A 14,985-nucleotide genomic window follows, 5' to 3' on the forward strand; every position below is an offset into this window, starting at 1 on the left:
TTCCGGCGGCCGCGGCGAGCGTCCGGGGTGCGGAATATTCCACCTCGTTAACCCCTCCTGCCTGCGGCAATGCCATCTTGGCACGCACCGGGCCGGTCGCGCTAACCCGGGGCCGGAAATTTCTCCGGGAAGTGCTCTCGCCTGCTGTTTCCGGAACGGGTATTCACTATCCGCCGGACTATTCCGCGCGTTATCAATGCGGACATCTTCAACCCGATCGAGTGAATGTGCACGGAAGCCCACTTTGGGGGCCGCTGTCCTGGTCAACCCAGCGAACGCGACGGGGGGACTGCTACGGTGAGTGTCCGCCGGAGACAGGGGAGCGCATGGACGTACGGTCGCTGGCTCGCGAGGAGCGGGCCGACTTCGCGGACTTCCTGGAGACGCTCTCGCCGGAGCAATGGGACGCGCCGACGCTGTGTGCCGGCTGGAACGTGCGCGACGTCGTCGCACACGTGGTGAGCTACGACGAACTCGGCGGACGCCAGCTGGCGCAGCGGCTCGTCCGCGCGGGGCTGTCGCTGAAACGGTCCAACGAAATCGGCCTCGCCGAGTACCGCGTGCGCGCGCCGGAGGACCTGATCGGCGTCATGCGGCGGAACCCGCAGCCGGGCCGGACCCTCGGTGCGTTCGGCGGGATGGTGGGCTTCCTCGACGGCCTGATTCATCAACAGGACATCCGCCGCCCGCTTAGCTTGGCGCGCACGATCCCGGCGGTGCGCTTGCGCCGGGCGCTGGAACTGTCGCTGCGCGCGCCGCCGATCGGAGTGCCGCGCCGGCTGACCGGCCTGCGCGCGGTCGCGACCGACGTGGACTGGACGGCCGGGAAGGGGATCGAGGTCCGCGGCCCGGCGGAGGCACTGCTGCTGGCTCTTGCTGGTCGCCGCGCGGCGGCCGACGACCTGAGCGGCCCGGGGCTGGACGTTCTGATCAGTCGCACCACTGTCGTGTGACTCGGCCGATGGGCAACCTCGACGGCGCGTGAGTCTTGGCTTCGGCGTGTTGCACAGCGGGATGCCGTGGCTTGGCCTGGCTGTGGCGCTGCGTCGCGACGTGAGCCGGGCTCCACTGTCGTGTGACAACCCTCGCTCCAGGCTTGCGTATGCGCTTGGCGACAGCAGTCATGGCGCGACCGCACTCCCGGAAGCGAGGTGATGCCCCGGACGGACGCCCGCCGCCTTCCCCCTCGCGGTGCCCGTCCTGCCGCCGCGCCTCGCATCGCTTCGGCAGCGCGGGTCCCGTACCAGCCGCGGCGGCGTCCGTCCCCGAGGCGCCGCGGGGGTGTCACCACCTGGTGACGCCTAACCCGCCGGTAGCCCCTGCTCGGCTGCCGGTATGCGCCGAAAGTGCTTGCGGCTGCGCGAAAAGCGCGGCCCCGATGATCACCCGGACCGGGGGCTTGCGTTACTTGTCGGCGACATCCGGAATAGGACTCCAAGCACCACAAGGGGAGGAGTCCGGTGTTGAGAGGGCAACAGGCGGAAGGGATACGGCACGCACTGGACGGGCCGTCCGCACTGAGACCAGGTGAAACGTTCGGTGTCCGGCGCTGGTGCCGGACGTGGCGGTGACGGCCTTGCTCGCGCGAGCCGGGGCAGGCGCGGATCCCACGCCCGCCGCAGTCCTCGCACCAGGTTCGGCATCGCGTTCGGCACTAGCGACGAAAAGCCCGCGTTCGGCGCCAGTGGGGAGAAGCCCGGGTTTGGCATCGCGTTCGGCACCGGCGGCGAGAAGCCCGGGTTCGGCACCGGGTTCGGCACCGGCGGCGAGAAGCCCGGGTTCGGCACCGGGTTCGGCACCGGCGGCGAGAAGCCCGGGTTCGGCACCGGGTTCGGCACCGGCGGCGAGAAGCCCGCGTTCGGCACTGCGTTCCGCGCCAGCGGCGAAAAGCCCGGCAACGGAAGCCGCCCCGCCGCCGAAACTCCGGGATCCAGCGCGCCGCACGGCGCATCTCCGGCCCATGCGGCGCCCCGCCCCGACGGGGACCGGCGCATGAGCGGCGGCTGGAGCAGGCTTCCGGAGCAGCGCGGTTCGGCGGTGCGGCTCACCGGGCCCGAGCTGGTGACCTGGCTTCGGGACCTGCAGGCGACGTTGGCGCTGGACTTCGCGTTCCTGTCCCGCGCCCTCGACGAGCGCTCCCCGCGGCCCGACGCGGTGCGGGATCTCGGCGAGCGGCTTCTCGATCTCGGGCGGGCGCTCGTCCGGCGGGCCGATCACCTGAACGAGACCGTCCTGGCCAGTCTGCCCGCGCACGGCTGGCTGCCCCAGGCAGGTGCGCCGGAGAACGCGCCGCGGACGGCGCATCAGGTCGGGCGGCGTCCGCTGCGGTGCGGGCCGGTGTATCTCGGGCTGTGCGGGGCGGCGTGTTTTCCGATGTTCGGGCGGGATCCGCACGATCACACGAAGCGGTACGAACGATGTGCGGAATGCCAGCGCAAGGGCGGCGCCGTGCTGGGCCGCGACTTGCCGGGCAAGCCGGACGGAGAGGAGGAAACTGAGCACTGAACCCTAGCGCGCGCGAACCGGGTCACCGGTGCGGAAACCGGCCCGCAACCCAGCGACTCGCGGGGTTTTCCGGTTTCCTGTACCGATGAGCGAGGAGACCTCCACCCGTTCCACCGAGCGGCTGTTCCGGATCGCCATCACGCTGAAGGGCCTCGACGGAGCCCTCCAGCTGATCGGCGCCCTGGTACTGGCGTTCGTTCCCGCGACAGCCGTCACCGGGTTCGCGCACGCGGTCATCACCCGTGACCTCCTTGGTGACCCCTCCGGCACGCTCGCGCGGCATCTGACCACCGCCGCCGAGCACTTCGCCGGAGGGGGCACCAAGACGTTCGCCGTCGTCTACCTCCTGGCGCACGGGCTGCTCAAACTCGGGCTCGTGTGGGCGCTCGCGCGCAAGTGGGTGCGCGCCTATCCGGTGGCGATGGTCGTGCTCGCCGCGTTCGTCGTGTACGAGATCTACCGCGCCGTCGAAACGCACTCGATCGCGCTGCCGTTCTTCGCCGCGCTCGACGCGGTGATCATCGTGCTCGTCTACCGCGAGTACCGGACCCTCAAACGCGCTCACGCCTGACCCGGCTCAGGCGGCCGCGGGAAACCTCTCCGTGACCAGCGTGGCCACGTCCGGAGCTTCCACGAACAGCGCCGTCGCGTTGTCCCGGCCGCCCAAGGCGATGGCGGTGGCGACCAACGCCGAGGCGCCGCGTGCCGGGTCGGCGAGGATTTCGTCGATGGTGGCGGGCGTCAGGACCTTGTGCACCCCGTCGCTGGTGAGCAGGAGGCCGCCGCCCGGGGTTTCCGTGGTGCCGATCTCCTCCGGCTTCGTAGTGCGGACGCTCGTGGTCACCAGGTGCTCCATCCGCGGCGAATACGGCTGGTGCCGAGACCGGAAGTACTCGGCCATCGTGTGATCCCGCGTGAGCTTGTGGATCATCGACCCGTCCCAGGCGTACGCCCGCGCGTCGCCGACCCACGCGATCCGGTAGCCGCCCGCGAACGGCATCGCCACCACCAGCACCGCGTCCCCGGTGCCGCCCAGCCGGTGCACGGCCTGCTGAGCGGCCAGAATCGCCTTCACCGGGCCGGATTCGACCGGGGTGCGCGCGGCGGCCGCGGCGGCGACCTGTGCGGCCCGCCCGGCGCCGGGGTCGTCCCCGACGCCGTCGGCGAGCGCGAAGGTGATGCCGCGCGCCCCGGCGGCCGCGTAGGCGCTCACCGCGTCGGCGTTGCGCTCGCGCGGCCCCTGCTCGCTCGCGGTGTGCCAGCGTGGATATCCGGCCATCGTGACCTCCCGGACGTTCGCGGCGGGTGACTCCCCGTGCTCTCCAGAATGCGCCTCGTTCCTGGGAGGAGGCTGAGGATTTCCGGACTTACCGGGTGAGCTGGTAAACAGTCTCGCCACCGACAGTGGTCGCGGTGAAGTTCGCTGCCACCCAGTCGGAGATGTCGCTCGACCGGCCGCCGGGACCGCCGCGGCCGCCGTCCACGTAGTACGCCACTTCGCCTGCCGCGACGTACTGCTTGAACTCTTCCAGCGTCGGGGCCGGATCGCGGCCGCTCCAGCCGCCGATGGCGATCACCGACTTGCCGCTCGCCAGCTCCAGGCTCGCCGCCGACTGCGACCCGGTCGTCGCCGCGGCCCACTTCGTCGTCGTGCCGCCCAGCAACTGCCCGACGGCGGCGCTGGTCTCGTCCATCATCCCGAAACCGCCCATGTCGTCCGTACGCGGACCCGAGGTGGGGATGGAACCGCTGTGCGGCAAGGAAACCGTCTCCACGGCGTACCCGGTGGTGCCGACTCCGAGCGTCACGACGATCGCCGCCGCCAGCGCGATCAGCACAGTCCGCGCTCGCGGTACGCCGACCACCACCAGGGTGCTCACGAGCAGCCCCAGCACCACGATCGCCCAGCGCAGCGCGGGGAACCAGTCCGGAGTGCGGTCGAGCAGGATGAAGTCCCATACCGCGGTCGCCGCGATCATCCCGCCCAGCACCATTCGCGGCGCGGTGTGCGCCCGGCCGCGCCACAGCGCGTGCCCGGAAATCGCGACCAGCGCGGCGATCGCGGGCGCGAGCTGCACCGCGTAGTACGGATGCACGGTCCCGCCCATGAAGCTGAACACCAGCCCGGTCACGAGCAGCCAGCCGCCCCAGACCATCAGCGACGCGCGGGTCCGGTCAGTGCGCGCGGCCCGCCGGGTGAACCACAGCCCGGCCGCCAGCCCGATCAGCGCGGCGGGCAGCAGCCACGAGACCTCGGTGCCGAAACTCGCGCCGAACATCCGCCCGAGGCCGGAACTGCCGCCGAACGCGGTGTTCCCGCCGCCAGCAGGACCGCCGCCCATGACGACCATGCCGCCGCCGTTGCCCTGCCCGCCGACGATCCGGCCGAGCCCGTTGTACCCGAGCGCCAGCTCCAGCAGGCTGTTTCCGGTCGACCCGCCGACGTACGGCCGCGAAGCCGACGGCCAGATCTCCACCAGCGCCACGAACCAGCCCGCCGAGACGACGACCGCGATCCCGGCGTAAACCAAGTGCAGCAACCGTTTCCCGAGACCGGTCGGCGCGGCGATCAGGTACGCCAGTGCGAACGCGGGTAGTACGAGAAACGCCTGCATCATCTTCGTCAGGAACCCGAAACCGAGTGCCACGCCAGCGAAAACGAGCCACTTCGGGCTGGCCTTCTCGATTGCTCGCACCGTGCAGTAGGCACCGGCGATCAGCAGCAGCGTGAGCAACGCGTCCGGGTTGTTGAAGCGGAACATCAGCGCGGCGACCGGCGTCAGCGCGAGCATCGCGCCGGCCAGCAATCCCGGCAGCGGCCCGGAAACCCGGCGTACAGTCAGGTAAAGCAACCCGACCGAGGCGACCCCCATCAGCGCTTGCGGGGCCAGCACGGTGAAGCTGGAGAACCCGAACAGGCGCGCGAAAGCCGTGCCCACCCACAACGCGGCAGGCGGTTTGTCGACCGTGATCACGTTCCCGGCGTCCAGCGAACCGAACAGCCACGCCTTCACGCTCTGCGTGCCCGATTGCACGGCCGCGGCGTAGAACGAGTTGCCGAACCCGGAGGCGGTCAGATTCCAGAAGTACAGGACAGCGGTGAGCGCCAGTAGCCCGAACACCGACGGACGGACCCAGCGCGGCCTAGCGCGATCCGGCGCGTCCGGGGCGGCGGGCCGGGCGGACAGGACAGTGCTCAAGACGACTCCTCGTTGGCGGTACGGCGCGGATTGAAGACCCAGCCCCGCAGCAGCAGGAACCGGAGCACGGTGGCGGCGAGGTTCGCCAGCACGAGCACGGTCGTCTCCAGCACGAGCCCGGGATGGGTGGTGTGGTTGAGCAAGGCGAGCGAACCGCTGGTCAGCGCCAGTCCGAGGCCGAACACGAGAAGCCCTTCGAACTGGTGCCGCCCGGCTCCGGCCCGGCCGCGCACGCCGAACGTCACCCGGCGGTTCACCGCGGTGTTCGCGACGGCGGTGACGAGCAGCGCGGTGAAGTTGGCCGCCTGCGCGCCGACGATTGTCCGCAGCAGCAAGAAAAGCAGCAGGTACGCGACAGTGCTGGCGACGCCGACCGCGGCGAAGCGCACGAGTTGTTTGACCAGGCTCGGGGACACGCCGGGGGCCTCCACGCCGATCGGTTCGCGGCCGAGCTGTTCGCGCAGCCGGTGTACGGGGATCTCGCCGGTGAAGGTCGCGCGCGTGACTCGCACGATGCCTTTGAGGTCGGCGGTGGCGGTCGCGACGAGGTCGACCGACGAGTCCGGGTCGTCGACCCAGTCGACCGGCACCTCGTGGATCCGCAGTCCGGCGCGCTGGGCGAGCACGAGCAGTTCGGTGTCGAAAAACCAGCCGGTGTCGCGCACGTGGGGGAGCAGCGCGCGGGCGACGTCGGCCCGTATCGCCTTGAACCCGCATTGCGCGTCGGAGAATCTCGCCGCCAGCGTGCCGCGCAGGATCAGGTTGTAGCAGCGGGAAATGAACTCGCGTTTCGGGCCGCGGACCACGCGGGCGCCGCGGGCGAGCCTGCTGCCGATCGCGACGTCCGAATGTCCGGACAGCAGCGGCGCGACGAGCGGGCCCAGCGCGGCGAGGTCGGTCGACAGGTCCACGTCCATGTAGGCCAGCACGGCTGCGTCCGAGGCGGACCAGACGGCCCGCAACGCGCGGCCGCGGCCCTTCTCGTCGAGGTGGCGCACCTCGACCTCGGGGAACTCGCGGGCCAGTCTTTCAGCGACGGCAAGGGTTTTGTCGGTGCTCGCGTTGTCCGCGACGGTGATCCGGTACGGGTAGCCGGCGCGTTCGGCGAGGTGCGCCCGCAGCCTGCGGACGCACGGTTCGAGGCCGGTTTCCTCGTTGTAGACCGGGATGACGACGTCCAGCACGGGATGCGGGCCGCCGAGGCCGACCGGAGTCGTCCCGGGCCGCGGGGAGCCGCTGCGGGAGGGGGCGGTGGCGTTCATGAGACCACCGTCGTCCGCCGGGCTTTGGCCACCTTGTGGTGTTCCTGTGCCTGCCCTGTGACCGCGGATCAGGCGGCCAGGTCATACACCGACACACCGTCCACTGTGGTCATTCGGTAGTTGTCGGCCACCCATTCGACGATCCGGGCGGCGGCGTCGCTTCCGCTGCTGTCTCCGCGCATCGTCATGCCGTCGCCGAGGAAATACCGGATCTGGCCTTGGCGGACGTACTGCTGGAACTGTGCGAGCGTCGGATACGGGTCGGTGCCGTTGAAGCCGCCCACCGCGAGCACCGGTTTGCCGCTGCCGAGCTGGTATCCGGCGGCGTTGTTGGACCCGACGGTCGCGGCGGCCCACCGGTGGTCGCCGGACTTCCGCAGCAACGCGGTCAGGTTCTCGCCGGGCATGGTGGTGCCGAGCAGACCGCCGCCGCCGAACATCTGCCTGTTATTCGGCCCGGCGGACGGAATCGCGCCGGTGTGCGGAGCCGCCGCCGTGGCGATGCTGTACGCGCCGGTGCCGGCGAGCAGCACGACCAGCCCCAGGACCGCGGCGATCCTTCCGAAGTGCTGGCTGAAAAACAGTGCGATAGCAGCAAGAATCCCGAGAATGAGCACGGTCGGGGCGAGCCACGGTTGCCAAGAACTGTCCAGCAGGAAGTAAGCCGTCACCGTGGTCAATGCGACACCACCACTGAGCAGCCCGACCGCCGCTGGGTTGCCGCGGAGCCGCCACAACTGGACGGCGGCGGTCCCGACCAGCGCGGCGATCGCCGGGGCGAGCGCGACGGTGTAGTAGGGATGGATGATCCCGCCCATGAAGCTGAACACTGCGGCGGTTATGAGCAGCCAGCCGCCCCACAGCAGCAACGACGCACGGCTGCGATCGGTGCGAGGCGTGTAGCGGGTGAACCACAATCCGGCGGCGAGCCCGAGTACGGCCGCGGGCAGCAGCCACGCGATGCCACCCGCCATTTCGTTGCCGAACAGCCGGAACAGCCCGGTGCTGCCCCAGCCGCCGCCCGGACTTCCGCCGACACTGCCGGTCTCGTCGCCGGTGATGCGCCCGAAACCGTTGTACCCCAAGGTGAGTTCGAGCAGGCTGTTGTTCTGCGACCCGCCGATGTACGGACGGTCCGCAGCTGGCCACAACGCTACGACGGCGAGGTACCAGCCTGCGGAGACCACGACGGCGGCCAGTCCGGCGAGCAGGTGCAGGAGCCGTTTGCCGAGCGTCGTCGGCGCGGCCACGAGGTAGGCGAGGGCGAACGCGGGCAGCACGAGGAACGCCTGCAGCATCTTGGCGAGGAAGCCGAATCCGATTGCCACGCCGCCGAAAACGAGCCACCTCGGGCTGGCCTTCTCGATCGCCCGGACCGTGCCGTAGGCACCGGCGATCAGCAGCAACACGAGCAGCGCGTCCGGGTTGTTGAAGCGGAAGATCAACGCCGCAGCCGGGGTGAGAGTAAGGACCGCGCCCGCGAGCAATCCCGCAGCCGCGCCGGAAGTGCGCCGGACGGTCGCGTAGAGCAGCCACGTCGATCCGACGCCCATTAACGCTTGCGGCACAAGGATGCTCCACGCGTTGACCCCGAACAGCCGTGCGGAAAGGCTCATCACCCACAGCGCGGCTGGCGTCTTGTCCACCGTGATGCCGTTGGCCGCGTCAGTGGAGCCGAAGAACAGTGCCTTCCAGCTTTGTGCCCCGGCTTGTGCGGCGGCGGAGTAGAACGCGTTCGCCCACTCGGACGCGCCCAGATCCCCCAGATACAGCGTGGCGGTGGCGACGAGGAGCAGCACGAGCGCGGGACGGACCCACCTCGGTTCGGCGCGCCGGACTGGCGCGGCGGGAACGGTCGAAGGGGTCGCGACTGCGGTCATGCGGTCAGCCTCGCGGCCTGACCTGGGGCGGGGATGTGCCTACCCTGTGTGCCCGCTGTGCGACCGGGGGTTGCGCTGCGCCGGGACGGCGATCGGCAGCCGCACAGCGAATTCGGTGCGGCCCGGGCGGCTCTGCATCGCGATAGCGCCGTGGTGCGCGGTCAAAACCGCGGCCGCGATCGCCAGGCCGAGCCCCGTCGAACCGGCCGCCCGAGAGCGTGACGAGTCCCCGCGCGCGAAGCGTTCGAACACCGCTGGCTGCAGCTCGGCCGGGATGCCCGGGCCGTTGTCCGTCACGGTCACCACGGCGCTGCCGTCCGCGGATCGGGTGAGAGTGGTGAGGACCGTCGAGCCGGGCGGGGTGTGGACGCGGGCGTTCGCGAGCAGGTTCGCCAATACCTGGTGCAGCCGTTGGACATCGCCGGGCACGAGGACCGGCTCGTCCGGCAGGGCGAGCTGCCAGACGTGGTGCGGACCGGCCACGTGCGCGTCGCTGACGGTGTCCGCGACCAGCCGGGACAGGTCGACCTCGGCGACGTCGAGCGGACGGCCCGCGTCCAGGCGGGCGAGCAGCAGGAGGTCCTCGACGAGCGCGGTCATCCGGTCGGCTTCGGATTCGATCCGGGTCATCGAGCGCGCGACGTCCGGCGGTGCGGAGGTGCTGGACCGGCCGGCGAGTTCGGCGTAACCGCGGATGGCGGCGAGCGGGGTGCGCAGTTCGTGGCTGGCGTCCGCGACGAACTGGCGGACGCGGAGTTCGCTGGCGTGCCGGGCTTCGAGGGCGGAGGAGATGTGGCCGAGCATGTGGTTCAGCGCCGCGCCGACCTGGCCGACTTCGGTGCGGGGGTCGGTGTCCTGGTCCGGGACCCGGACGGAGAGGTCGACATCGCCTCGGTCGAGGGGGAGTTCGGAGACCTGTGCGGCGGTTTCCGCGACGCGTTCCAGCGGGCGGAGGGTCCGGCGGACGGCGAAGGCGCCTAGGAACGCCGCGCCGGTCACTCCTGCGGCGGCGACGCCGAAGAGGATCAGGCCGACGGTGAGGAGGGTTTGCTGCATCGGGGCTAGGGGGACGCCGGTGATGACTACGCCGTCTGGGACTGGGAATGCGGCGAGGCGGTAGTCGCCCAGGGAGCCGATGGTGCGGGTGTAGGGGCGGCCGTTCGTGGGGAGGTCTTGCAGGGCGGTGAGTTCGTCGGGGGTGAGGGTGATGCGCTGGCCGTAGGGGGAGAGCCAGCCGCCGGTGCCGTTGGTGCCGGTTTGGGTGAAGTGGGCGGTGACGGTGCCGGCGCCTTGGCCTGGGGCGTCTAGGGGGGTGCGTTCCTCGCCGGGTGGGGTGGGGCGGGTGGAGAAGTCCAGGGCTCGGGCGGTGGCGGCGGAGAGTTGGGTGTCGGTTTGGGTCAGCAGGAAGGCGTGGAGGGCGAATTCGCTGATTACGCCGATGGTGAGGCAGACCAGGGAGAGGAGGGTGACGGTGGAGAGGGTGAGTTTGGTGCGCAGGGATCGGCGGCCGGAGTGGGCGGGCCGGGCGCTGGTCATGGGTCGAGGGTGTGGGGCGCGGGTGTGGGGGAGGTGTGTGGTGGCTGTGTGGGGGCTGTGGGGCTCGTCGCCCTGGGGGCGACATTGCGCCCGGGGGTTTGCGTGGGGCACCCCGAAGCCGGATTGTGCTGACGCTCGGCGGGTGCTTGTCAAGGCGGGAAAGATGCCTTGACAAGCACCCGCCGAGCGCAGGGAGGCTTCGTATCGGGGTGCGGGGGTGGGGCTGGGTGCCTCGCTGGTTGGGTGCGTTGGTGGCGGTTTCGGTCCGTGAAGGACTCCTTGAGGGAATCCAAGTCCGTGAAGGTGGCCCTCACGGACGGCGTAGGGCCAGTGCTCGGGGTTAGGCCGGGTGGCGTCGGCCTGCTGACCGTCCACAAAGGACGCCGCTGCCGGTGAAATGCCCAATTAATGCCGGAATGCCCGTTTCTTAATGTCCGTGAGGGGAACCCTGAGGGAATCTGATTCCCTCAGGGTTCCCCTCACGGACGACACGTTCAGTTTCCGCCGTCCGAAGTCCCCGGCATTGGAATCTCCGTCCGTGAAGGGGTCCCTCACGGACGGGGTCAGCCCAGGGAGAGGGCTGCGGTGGTTGCTTGGTTGGCGTAGGAACGGCCGAAGAGGACTGTGTGCACCAGGAGCGGGAAAAGCTGGTGCAGGGCGATTCGGTCTCGGTAGCCGTCTGCCAGGGGCGCGACCTCGTTGTAGGCGGCCAGGATTCGGTCCAGTTGCGGGCAGCCGAACAGGTGCAGCATTGCCAGGTCGGTTTCTCGGTGTCCGCCGTGTGCGGCTGGGTCGATCAGGATTGCTCCGGTTGCGTCCCACAGGACGTTGCCGCTCCATAGATCGCCGTGGAGGCGGGCGGGTGGTTCTGGCGGGCCAGCCATCGACGGGATTCGTGCGCAGGCTCGTTCGAATACCGCCGTATCCAGAAGGCCGGCGGCCATTCGGACGTACGGGAGGACTCGGTGCTCTGCGTACCACTCTGGCCATGAGTCGCCTGGGGAGTTGTGCATGGGGGCTGTTCCGATCCATGCCTCCGTTGGGCCATCTGGGGGAGGCGCGCCGAACGTCGGTGCTCCGGCGGAATGCAGGCGGGCGAGGGCTCGGCCGAACTCCTCCGCGTGGGACGGGGTGGTCTCCGTGACCCGGTCCAGGACTAGCCACTCGTCGTCTGCGCCGTGGACCTGGGGGATTCGTACGGCGTCCGCTGACGCAAGCCAGCGGAGTCCGGCTGCTTCGGCGCGGGTGGCGCCTGGGGCGTGGCCGCGTTTGACCACGGCGTCGAACTCGTGGTGGCCGTCGGTCAATACGACCTCACTGAGGGTGCCTGCGGGGCCGTGTGAGACTGTCTCGAACCCGGTTAGCCGCGCCGCCGCTGCGGCCGGACCTTCGCTCTGCTGCCCGGAAACCACGTCTCCGACGCTACGGGTGCTCGCCGACCGTTGCTGATCGGCGGGGATGCGGCAGGTGCCCCGCAGCCAGTCTTGTCAACCCTCTGGCCTAGACTCGGATATCCCGGTCAGCAGGTGACCGGGGCGGTCCTGAGGGACTGTCCGCCCCCATCGTTTACCGCTCGAGGAGAAGACCTTGAAGAGCACCGTCGAGCAGCTCAGCCCGACGCGAGTGAAGATCAATGTCGAGGTGCCGTTCGACGAGCTCAAGCCGAACTTCGACGCCGCGTACCGGAAGATCGCCCAGCAGGTGCGGGTCCCCGGTTTCCGTCCCGGCAAGGTCCCCGCTCGCGTCCTGGAAAGCCGGATCGGCCGCGCGCCGGTGCTCGACGAGGTCGTCAACGAGGCCATTCCGGCCAAGTACATCGAGGCCGTCCGCGCGGGCGAGGTCCGGACGCTCGGCCAGCCCGAGTTCGAGGTGACCAAGCTCGAGGACCGCGAGGTGCTGGAGTTCAGCGCCGAGGTCGACGTGCGGCCGGAGATCGAGCTGCCCGACCTCGCCGGCATCGAGATCAGCGTCGACGACGTCGAGACCACCGACGAAGAGGTCGCCGAGCAGCTCGACGAGCTGCGCGCCCGCTTCGGCACCCTGACCGGCGTCGAGCGCCCGGCCCAGACCGGCGACTTCGTGTCGATCGACCTGTCGGCCAGCGTCGACGGCAAGGCCGTCGAGGAGGCCTCCACCACCGGCCTGTCCTACGAGATCGGCTCCGGCCAGCTCGTCGACGGCATCGACGAGGCCATCGTCGGCGCGAACGCAGGCGAGACCAAGGTGTTCACCACCAAGCTGGTCGCGGGCGAGTTCGCCGGCCAGGACGCCGAGGTCACCGTCACCGTGCAGTCGGTCAAGGAGCGCGAGCTGCCCGAGGCCGACGACGAGTTCGCCCAGCTGGCGAGCGAGTTCGACACGATCGACGAGCTGCGCGAGGACCTGCGCACCCGGCTCGGCCGCGTCAAGACGATGCAGCAGGGCGTCCAGGCGCGCGACAAGGTCCTGGAGATCCTCCTGGAGCGCACCGACGTGCCGCTGCCGGAGAAGGTCGTCGAGGCCGAGATCGAGAACCGCAAGCACGACGCGGTTCACCCGTTCGACCACGACGAGGAGCAGTTCGCCAAGGCGCTGGAGGCCGAGGGCCGCACCCTCGACGAGTTCAACGCCGAGGTGAAGGAAGAGTCGGAGAAGGCCGTCCGCACGCAGCTGCTGCTGGACACCATCGCCGACAAGGAGCAGACGTCGGTCAACGACGGCGAGCTGACCGAGCGGATCATCTACCAGGCGCAGCGCTTCGGCGTCAGCCCCGACGAGTACGTGCAGCGGGCCCAGCAGTCCGGCCAGCTCACCGCGATCTACGCCGACGTCCGGCGCGGCAAGGCGCTCGCCTCCGTCGTGCGCGGCACCACGGTGAAGGACGCGTCCGGGGCCGAGGTCGACCTGAGCGAGCTGTTCGGCGCGGACGAAGAAGCCCCCGCCGAGGAGACGCAGGTCACCGAAGAAGCGGCGGCGACCCCGGCCGAGTAAAGCTGTGAGCGAACTTGGGCGGTGTCAGGCATTCTGCACCGCCCAAGTTCGTTAGGGTCGGTTGCAAGATCTCAAGCATGAACACGACAGCGGCGGCGCGGCTTTCACAGGCGGCCCGCCGCCGGTGAAAAGGCAGGCAGACGTGAAGCAGCACATGCCCGAGGGGCGGACCGGCACCGCGGGGCTCAACCTCACCGACTCGGTGTTCGAGCGGTTGCTCCAGGAGCGCATCGTCGTTCTCGGCTCCGAGGTCAACGACGAGGTCGCCAACCGGCTCACCGCGCAGCTCCTGCTGCTCGACGCGGACGACTCCGAGTCCGACATCCGGTTCTACATCAACTCGCCGGGCGGCTCGGTGACCGCCGGGTTCGCGATTTACGACACCATGCAGCTGATCAAGCCGGACGTGGCGACCTACGCGATGGGCATGGCGGCCTCGATGGGGCAGTTCCTGCTCTCCTCGGGCACCCCCGGCAAGCGCTACGCGCTCCCGCACGCGCGCATCCTGATGCACCAGCCGTCCGCGGGCGTCGGCGGCACCGCCTCCGACATCGCGATCCAGGCAGACCTGTTCAACAAGTGGAAGCAGGAGCTGGCGAAGATCACCGCCGAGCAGACCGGGCAGACCACCGAGCAGATCATCAAGGACGGCGACCGCGACCGCTGGTTCACCGCGCAGGAGGCGAAGGAATACGGCTTCGTCGACCACGTGCTGACCCGCGACAGCGGCCTGAACTCGAGCAACTGAGCCCCGAAGCACACAGGAGAGCGTTATGAGCAACTTCCGGCTCCCGGGTGACTTCCGGGCCCCGCAGACTCCTCAGTCGCGGTACATCCTCCCGTCCTACGTCGAGCGCACCAGCTACGGCGTGAAGGAGTCCAACCCGTACAACAAGCTGTACGAGGAGCGGACGATCTTCCTGGGCGTGCAGGTGGACGACGCGTCGGCGAACGACGTGATGGCCCAGCTGCTGCACCTCGAGCACGAGGACCCGGACCGCGACATCAGCATCTACATCAACTCCCCGGGCGGGTCGTTCACGTCGCTGATGGCGATCTACGACACCATGCAGTACATCCGCCCGGACATCTCGACCGTGTGCCTCGGCCAGGCCGCCTCGGCCGCCGCGGTGCTGCTGGCGGCGGGCACGCCGGGCAAGCGCATGGCGCTGCCGAACGCGCGCGTGCTGATCCACCAGCCCGCCACCGAGGGCACCTACGGGCAGGTCTCGGACCTGGAGATCCAGGCCAACGAGATCCAGCGCGTGCGCCGCCAGATGGAGATCATCCTCGGCAAGCACACGAACAAGGAACCGGACGAGATCAAGGCCGACATCGAGCGGGACAAGATCCTCACCGCCGAAGAGGCCAAGGCCTACGGCCTGATCGACGAGGTGCTCCCGTACCGGAAGGCGTCGGCGAACTGACCGCGACGGGCCGGTGCGCGGCGAATCCGCGACGCGCACCGGTCCGCTGGTCTACTGTCGGTCGTCGACGCCCCCGACTGGGGTCGGGTGTTCCCGCCCGCGCCTTCGGGCGGGTACCGTCGATGGCAATGCGTGTTGGTCCCGGGAACGCCTGGCAGTCCCGGGGCCGCCAGAGAGTAGTGCAGGTGCGCCTCGCGCACCGGAG

12 protein-coding genes are annotated in these 14,985 nt (G+C 69.9%); 6 read left to right on the forward strand and 6 right to left on the reverse strand.

Going from position 1 to position 14,985, the window contains the following annotated elements:
- Positions 1 to 326 precede the first annotated feature (326 nt).
- The 3 genes from ACFSVL_RS17095 to ACFSVL_RS17105 all read left to right on the forward strand — a co-directional run bounded on the left by ACFSVL_RS17095 (position 327) and on the right by ACFSVL_RS17105 (position 3,076).
- Positions 327 to 953 (forward strand): maleylpyruvate isomerase family mycothiol-dependent enzyme, encoded by a 627-nt coding sequence (locus tag ACFSVL_RS17095; RefSeq protein WP_378305229.1) that lies wholly within the window; start codon positions 327 to 329, stop codon positions 951 to 953.
- Positions 954 to 1,527: 574 nt separating this feature from the next.
- Positions 1,528 to 2,505: a hypothetical protein gene (locus ACFSVL_RS17100; RefSeq protein WP_378305231.1), complete on the forward strand. Its 978-nt coding sequence runs from the start codon at positions 1,528 to 1,530 to the stop codon at positions 2,503 to 2,505.
- A gap of 85 nt (positions 2,506 to 2,590) precedes the next feature.
- A complete protein-coding gene (locus tag ACFSVL_RS17105; protein ID WP_378305233.1) occupies positions 2,591 to 3,076 on the forward strand; it encodes a DUF2127 domain-containing protein in 486 nt (161 codons plus the stop codon).
- A 6-nt stretch (positions 3,077 to 3,082) separates the two neighbouring features.
- Here the strand turns inward: ACFSVL_RS17105 and ACFSVL_RS17110 are convergent, their stop codons facing one another.
- The 6 genes from ACFSVL_RS17110 to ACFSVL_RS17135 all read right to left on the reverse strand — a co-directional run bounded on the left by ACFSVL_RS17110 (position 3,083) and on the right by ACFSVL_RS17135 (position 11,795).
- Positions 3,083 to 3,784 carry a PP2C family protein-serine/threonine phosphatase gene (locus tag ACFSVL_RS17110; RefSeq protein ID WP_378305235.1) on the reverse strand — a complete coding sequence of 234 codons (702 nt, stop codon included), beginning with the start codon at positions 3,782 to 3,784 and terminating at the stop codon, positions 3,083 to 3,085.
- Between the two features lie 88 nt (positions 3,785 to 3,872).
- Positions 3,873 to 5,705: an ArnT family glycosyltransferase gene (locus tag ACFSVL_RS17115; protein WP_378305237.1), complete on the reverse strand. Its 1,833-nt coding sequence runs from the start codon at positions 5,703 to 5,705 to the stop codon at positions 3,873 to 3,875.
- Positions 5,702 to 6,967, reverse strand: a complete 1,266-nt coding sequence (locus ACFSVL_RS17120; RefSeq protein WP_378305239.1) for a glycosyltransferase — start codon at positions 6,965 to 6,967, stop codon at positions 5,702 to 5,704. Before ACFSVL_RS17120 ends, ACFSVL_RS17115 begins: the two co-directional genes overlap by 4 nt.
- A 68-nt stretch (positions 6,968 to 7,035) precedes the next feature.
- Positions 7,036 to 8,847: a glycosyltransferase family 39 protein gene (locus ACFSVL_RS17125; protein WP_378305241.1), complete on the reverse strand. Its 1,812-nt coding sequence runs from the start codon at positions 8,845 to 8,847 to the stop codon at positions 7,036 to 7,038.
- Positions 8,848 to 8,886: 39 nt separating this feature from the next.
- Positions 8,887 to 10,383 carry a sensor histidine kinase gene (locus tag ACFSVL_RS17130; protein WP_378305243.1) on the reverse strand — a complete coding sequence of 499 codons (1,497 nt, stop codon included), beginning with the start codon at positions 10,381 to 10,383 and terminating at the stop codon, positions 8,887 to 8,889.
- A 563-nt stretch (positions 10,384 to 10,946) separates the two neighbouring features.
- Entirely contained in the window at positions 10,947 to 11,795 is an 849-nt protein-coding gene (locus ACFSVL_RS17135; RefSeq protein WP_378305244.1) for a fructosamine kinase family protein, read from the reverse strand.
- A 175-nt stretch (positions 11,796 to 11,970) separates the two neighbouring features.
- Between ACFSVL_RS17135 and tig the strand changes: the two genes are divergently transcribed.
- The 3 genes from tig (at position 11,971) to ACFSVL_RS17150 (ending at position 14,780) form a co-directional block, all read left to right on the forward strand.
- Complete coding sequence (gene tig, locus ACFSVL_RS17140; RefSeq protein ID WP_378305246.1) at positions 11,971 to 13,353, forward strand: trigger factor; 1,383 nt, start codon at positions 11,971 to 11,973, stop codon at positions 13,351 to 13,353.
- 142 nt (positions 13,354 to 13,495) lie between these two features.
- The gene (locus tag ACFSVL_RS17145) at positions 13,496 to 14,101 is read left to right on the forward strand and encodes a ClpP family protease (RefSeq protein ID WP_378305248.1); all 606 of its coding nucleotides are present in this window, start codon (positions 13,496 to 13,498) and stop codon (positions 14,099 to 14,101) included.
- A 25-nt stretch (positions 14,102 to 14,126) separates the two neighbouring features.
- Positions 14,127 to 14,780: an ATP-dependent Clp protease proteolytic subunit gene (locus ACFSVL_RS17150; protein WP_378305250.1), complete on the forward strand. Its 654-nt coding sequence runs from the start codon at positions 14,127 to 14,129 to the stop codon at positions 14,778 to 14,780.
- Positions 14,781 to 14,985 lie beyond the last annotated feature (205 nt).

This window comes from Amycolatopsis silviterrae (assembly GCF_042684085.1).
Taxonomy (GTDB): Bacteria; Actinomycetota; Actinomycetes; order Mycobacteriales; family Pseudonocardiaceae; genus Amycolatopsis; species Amycolatopsis silviterrae.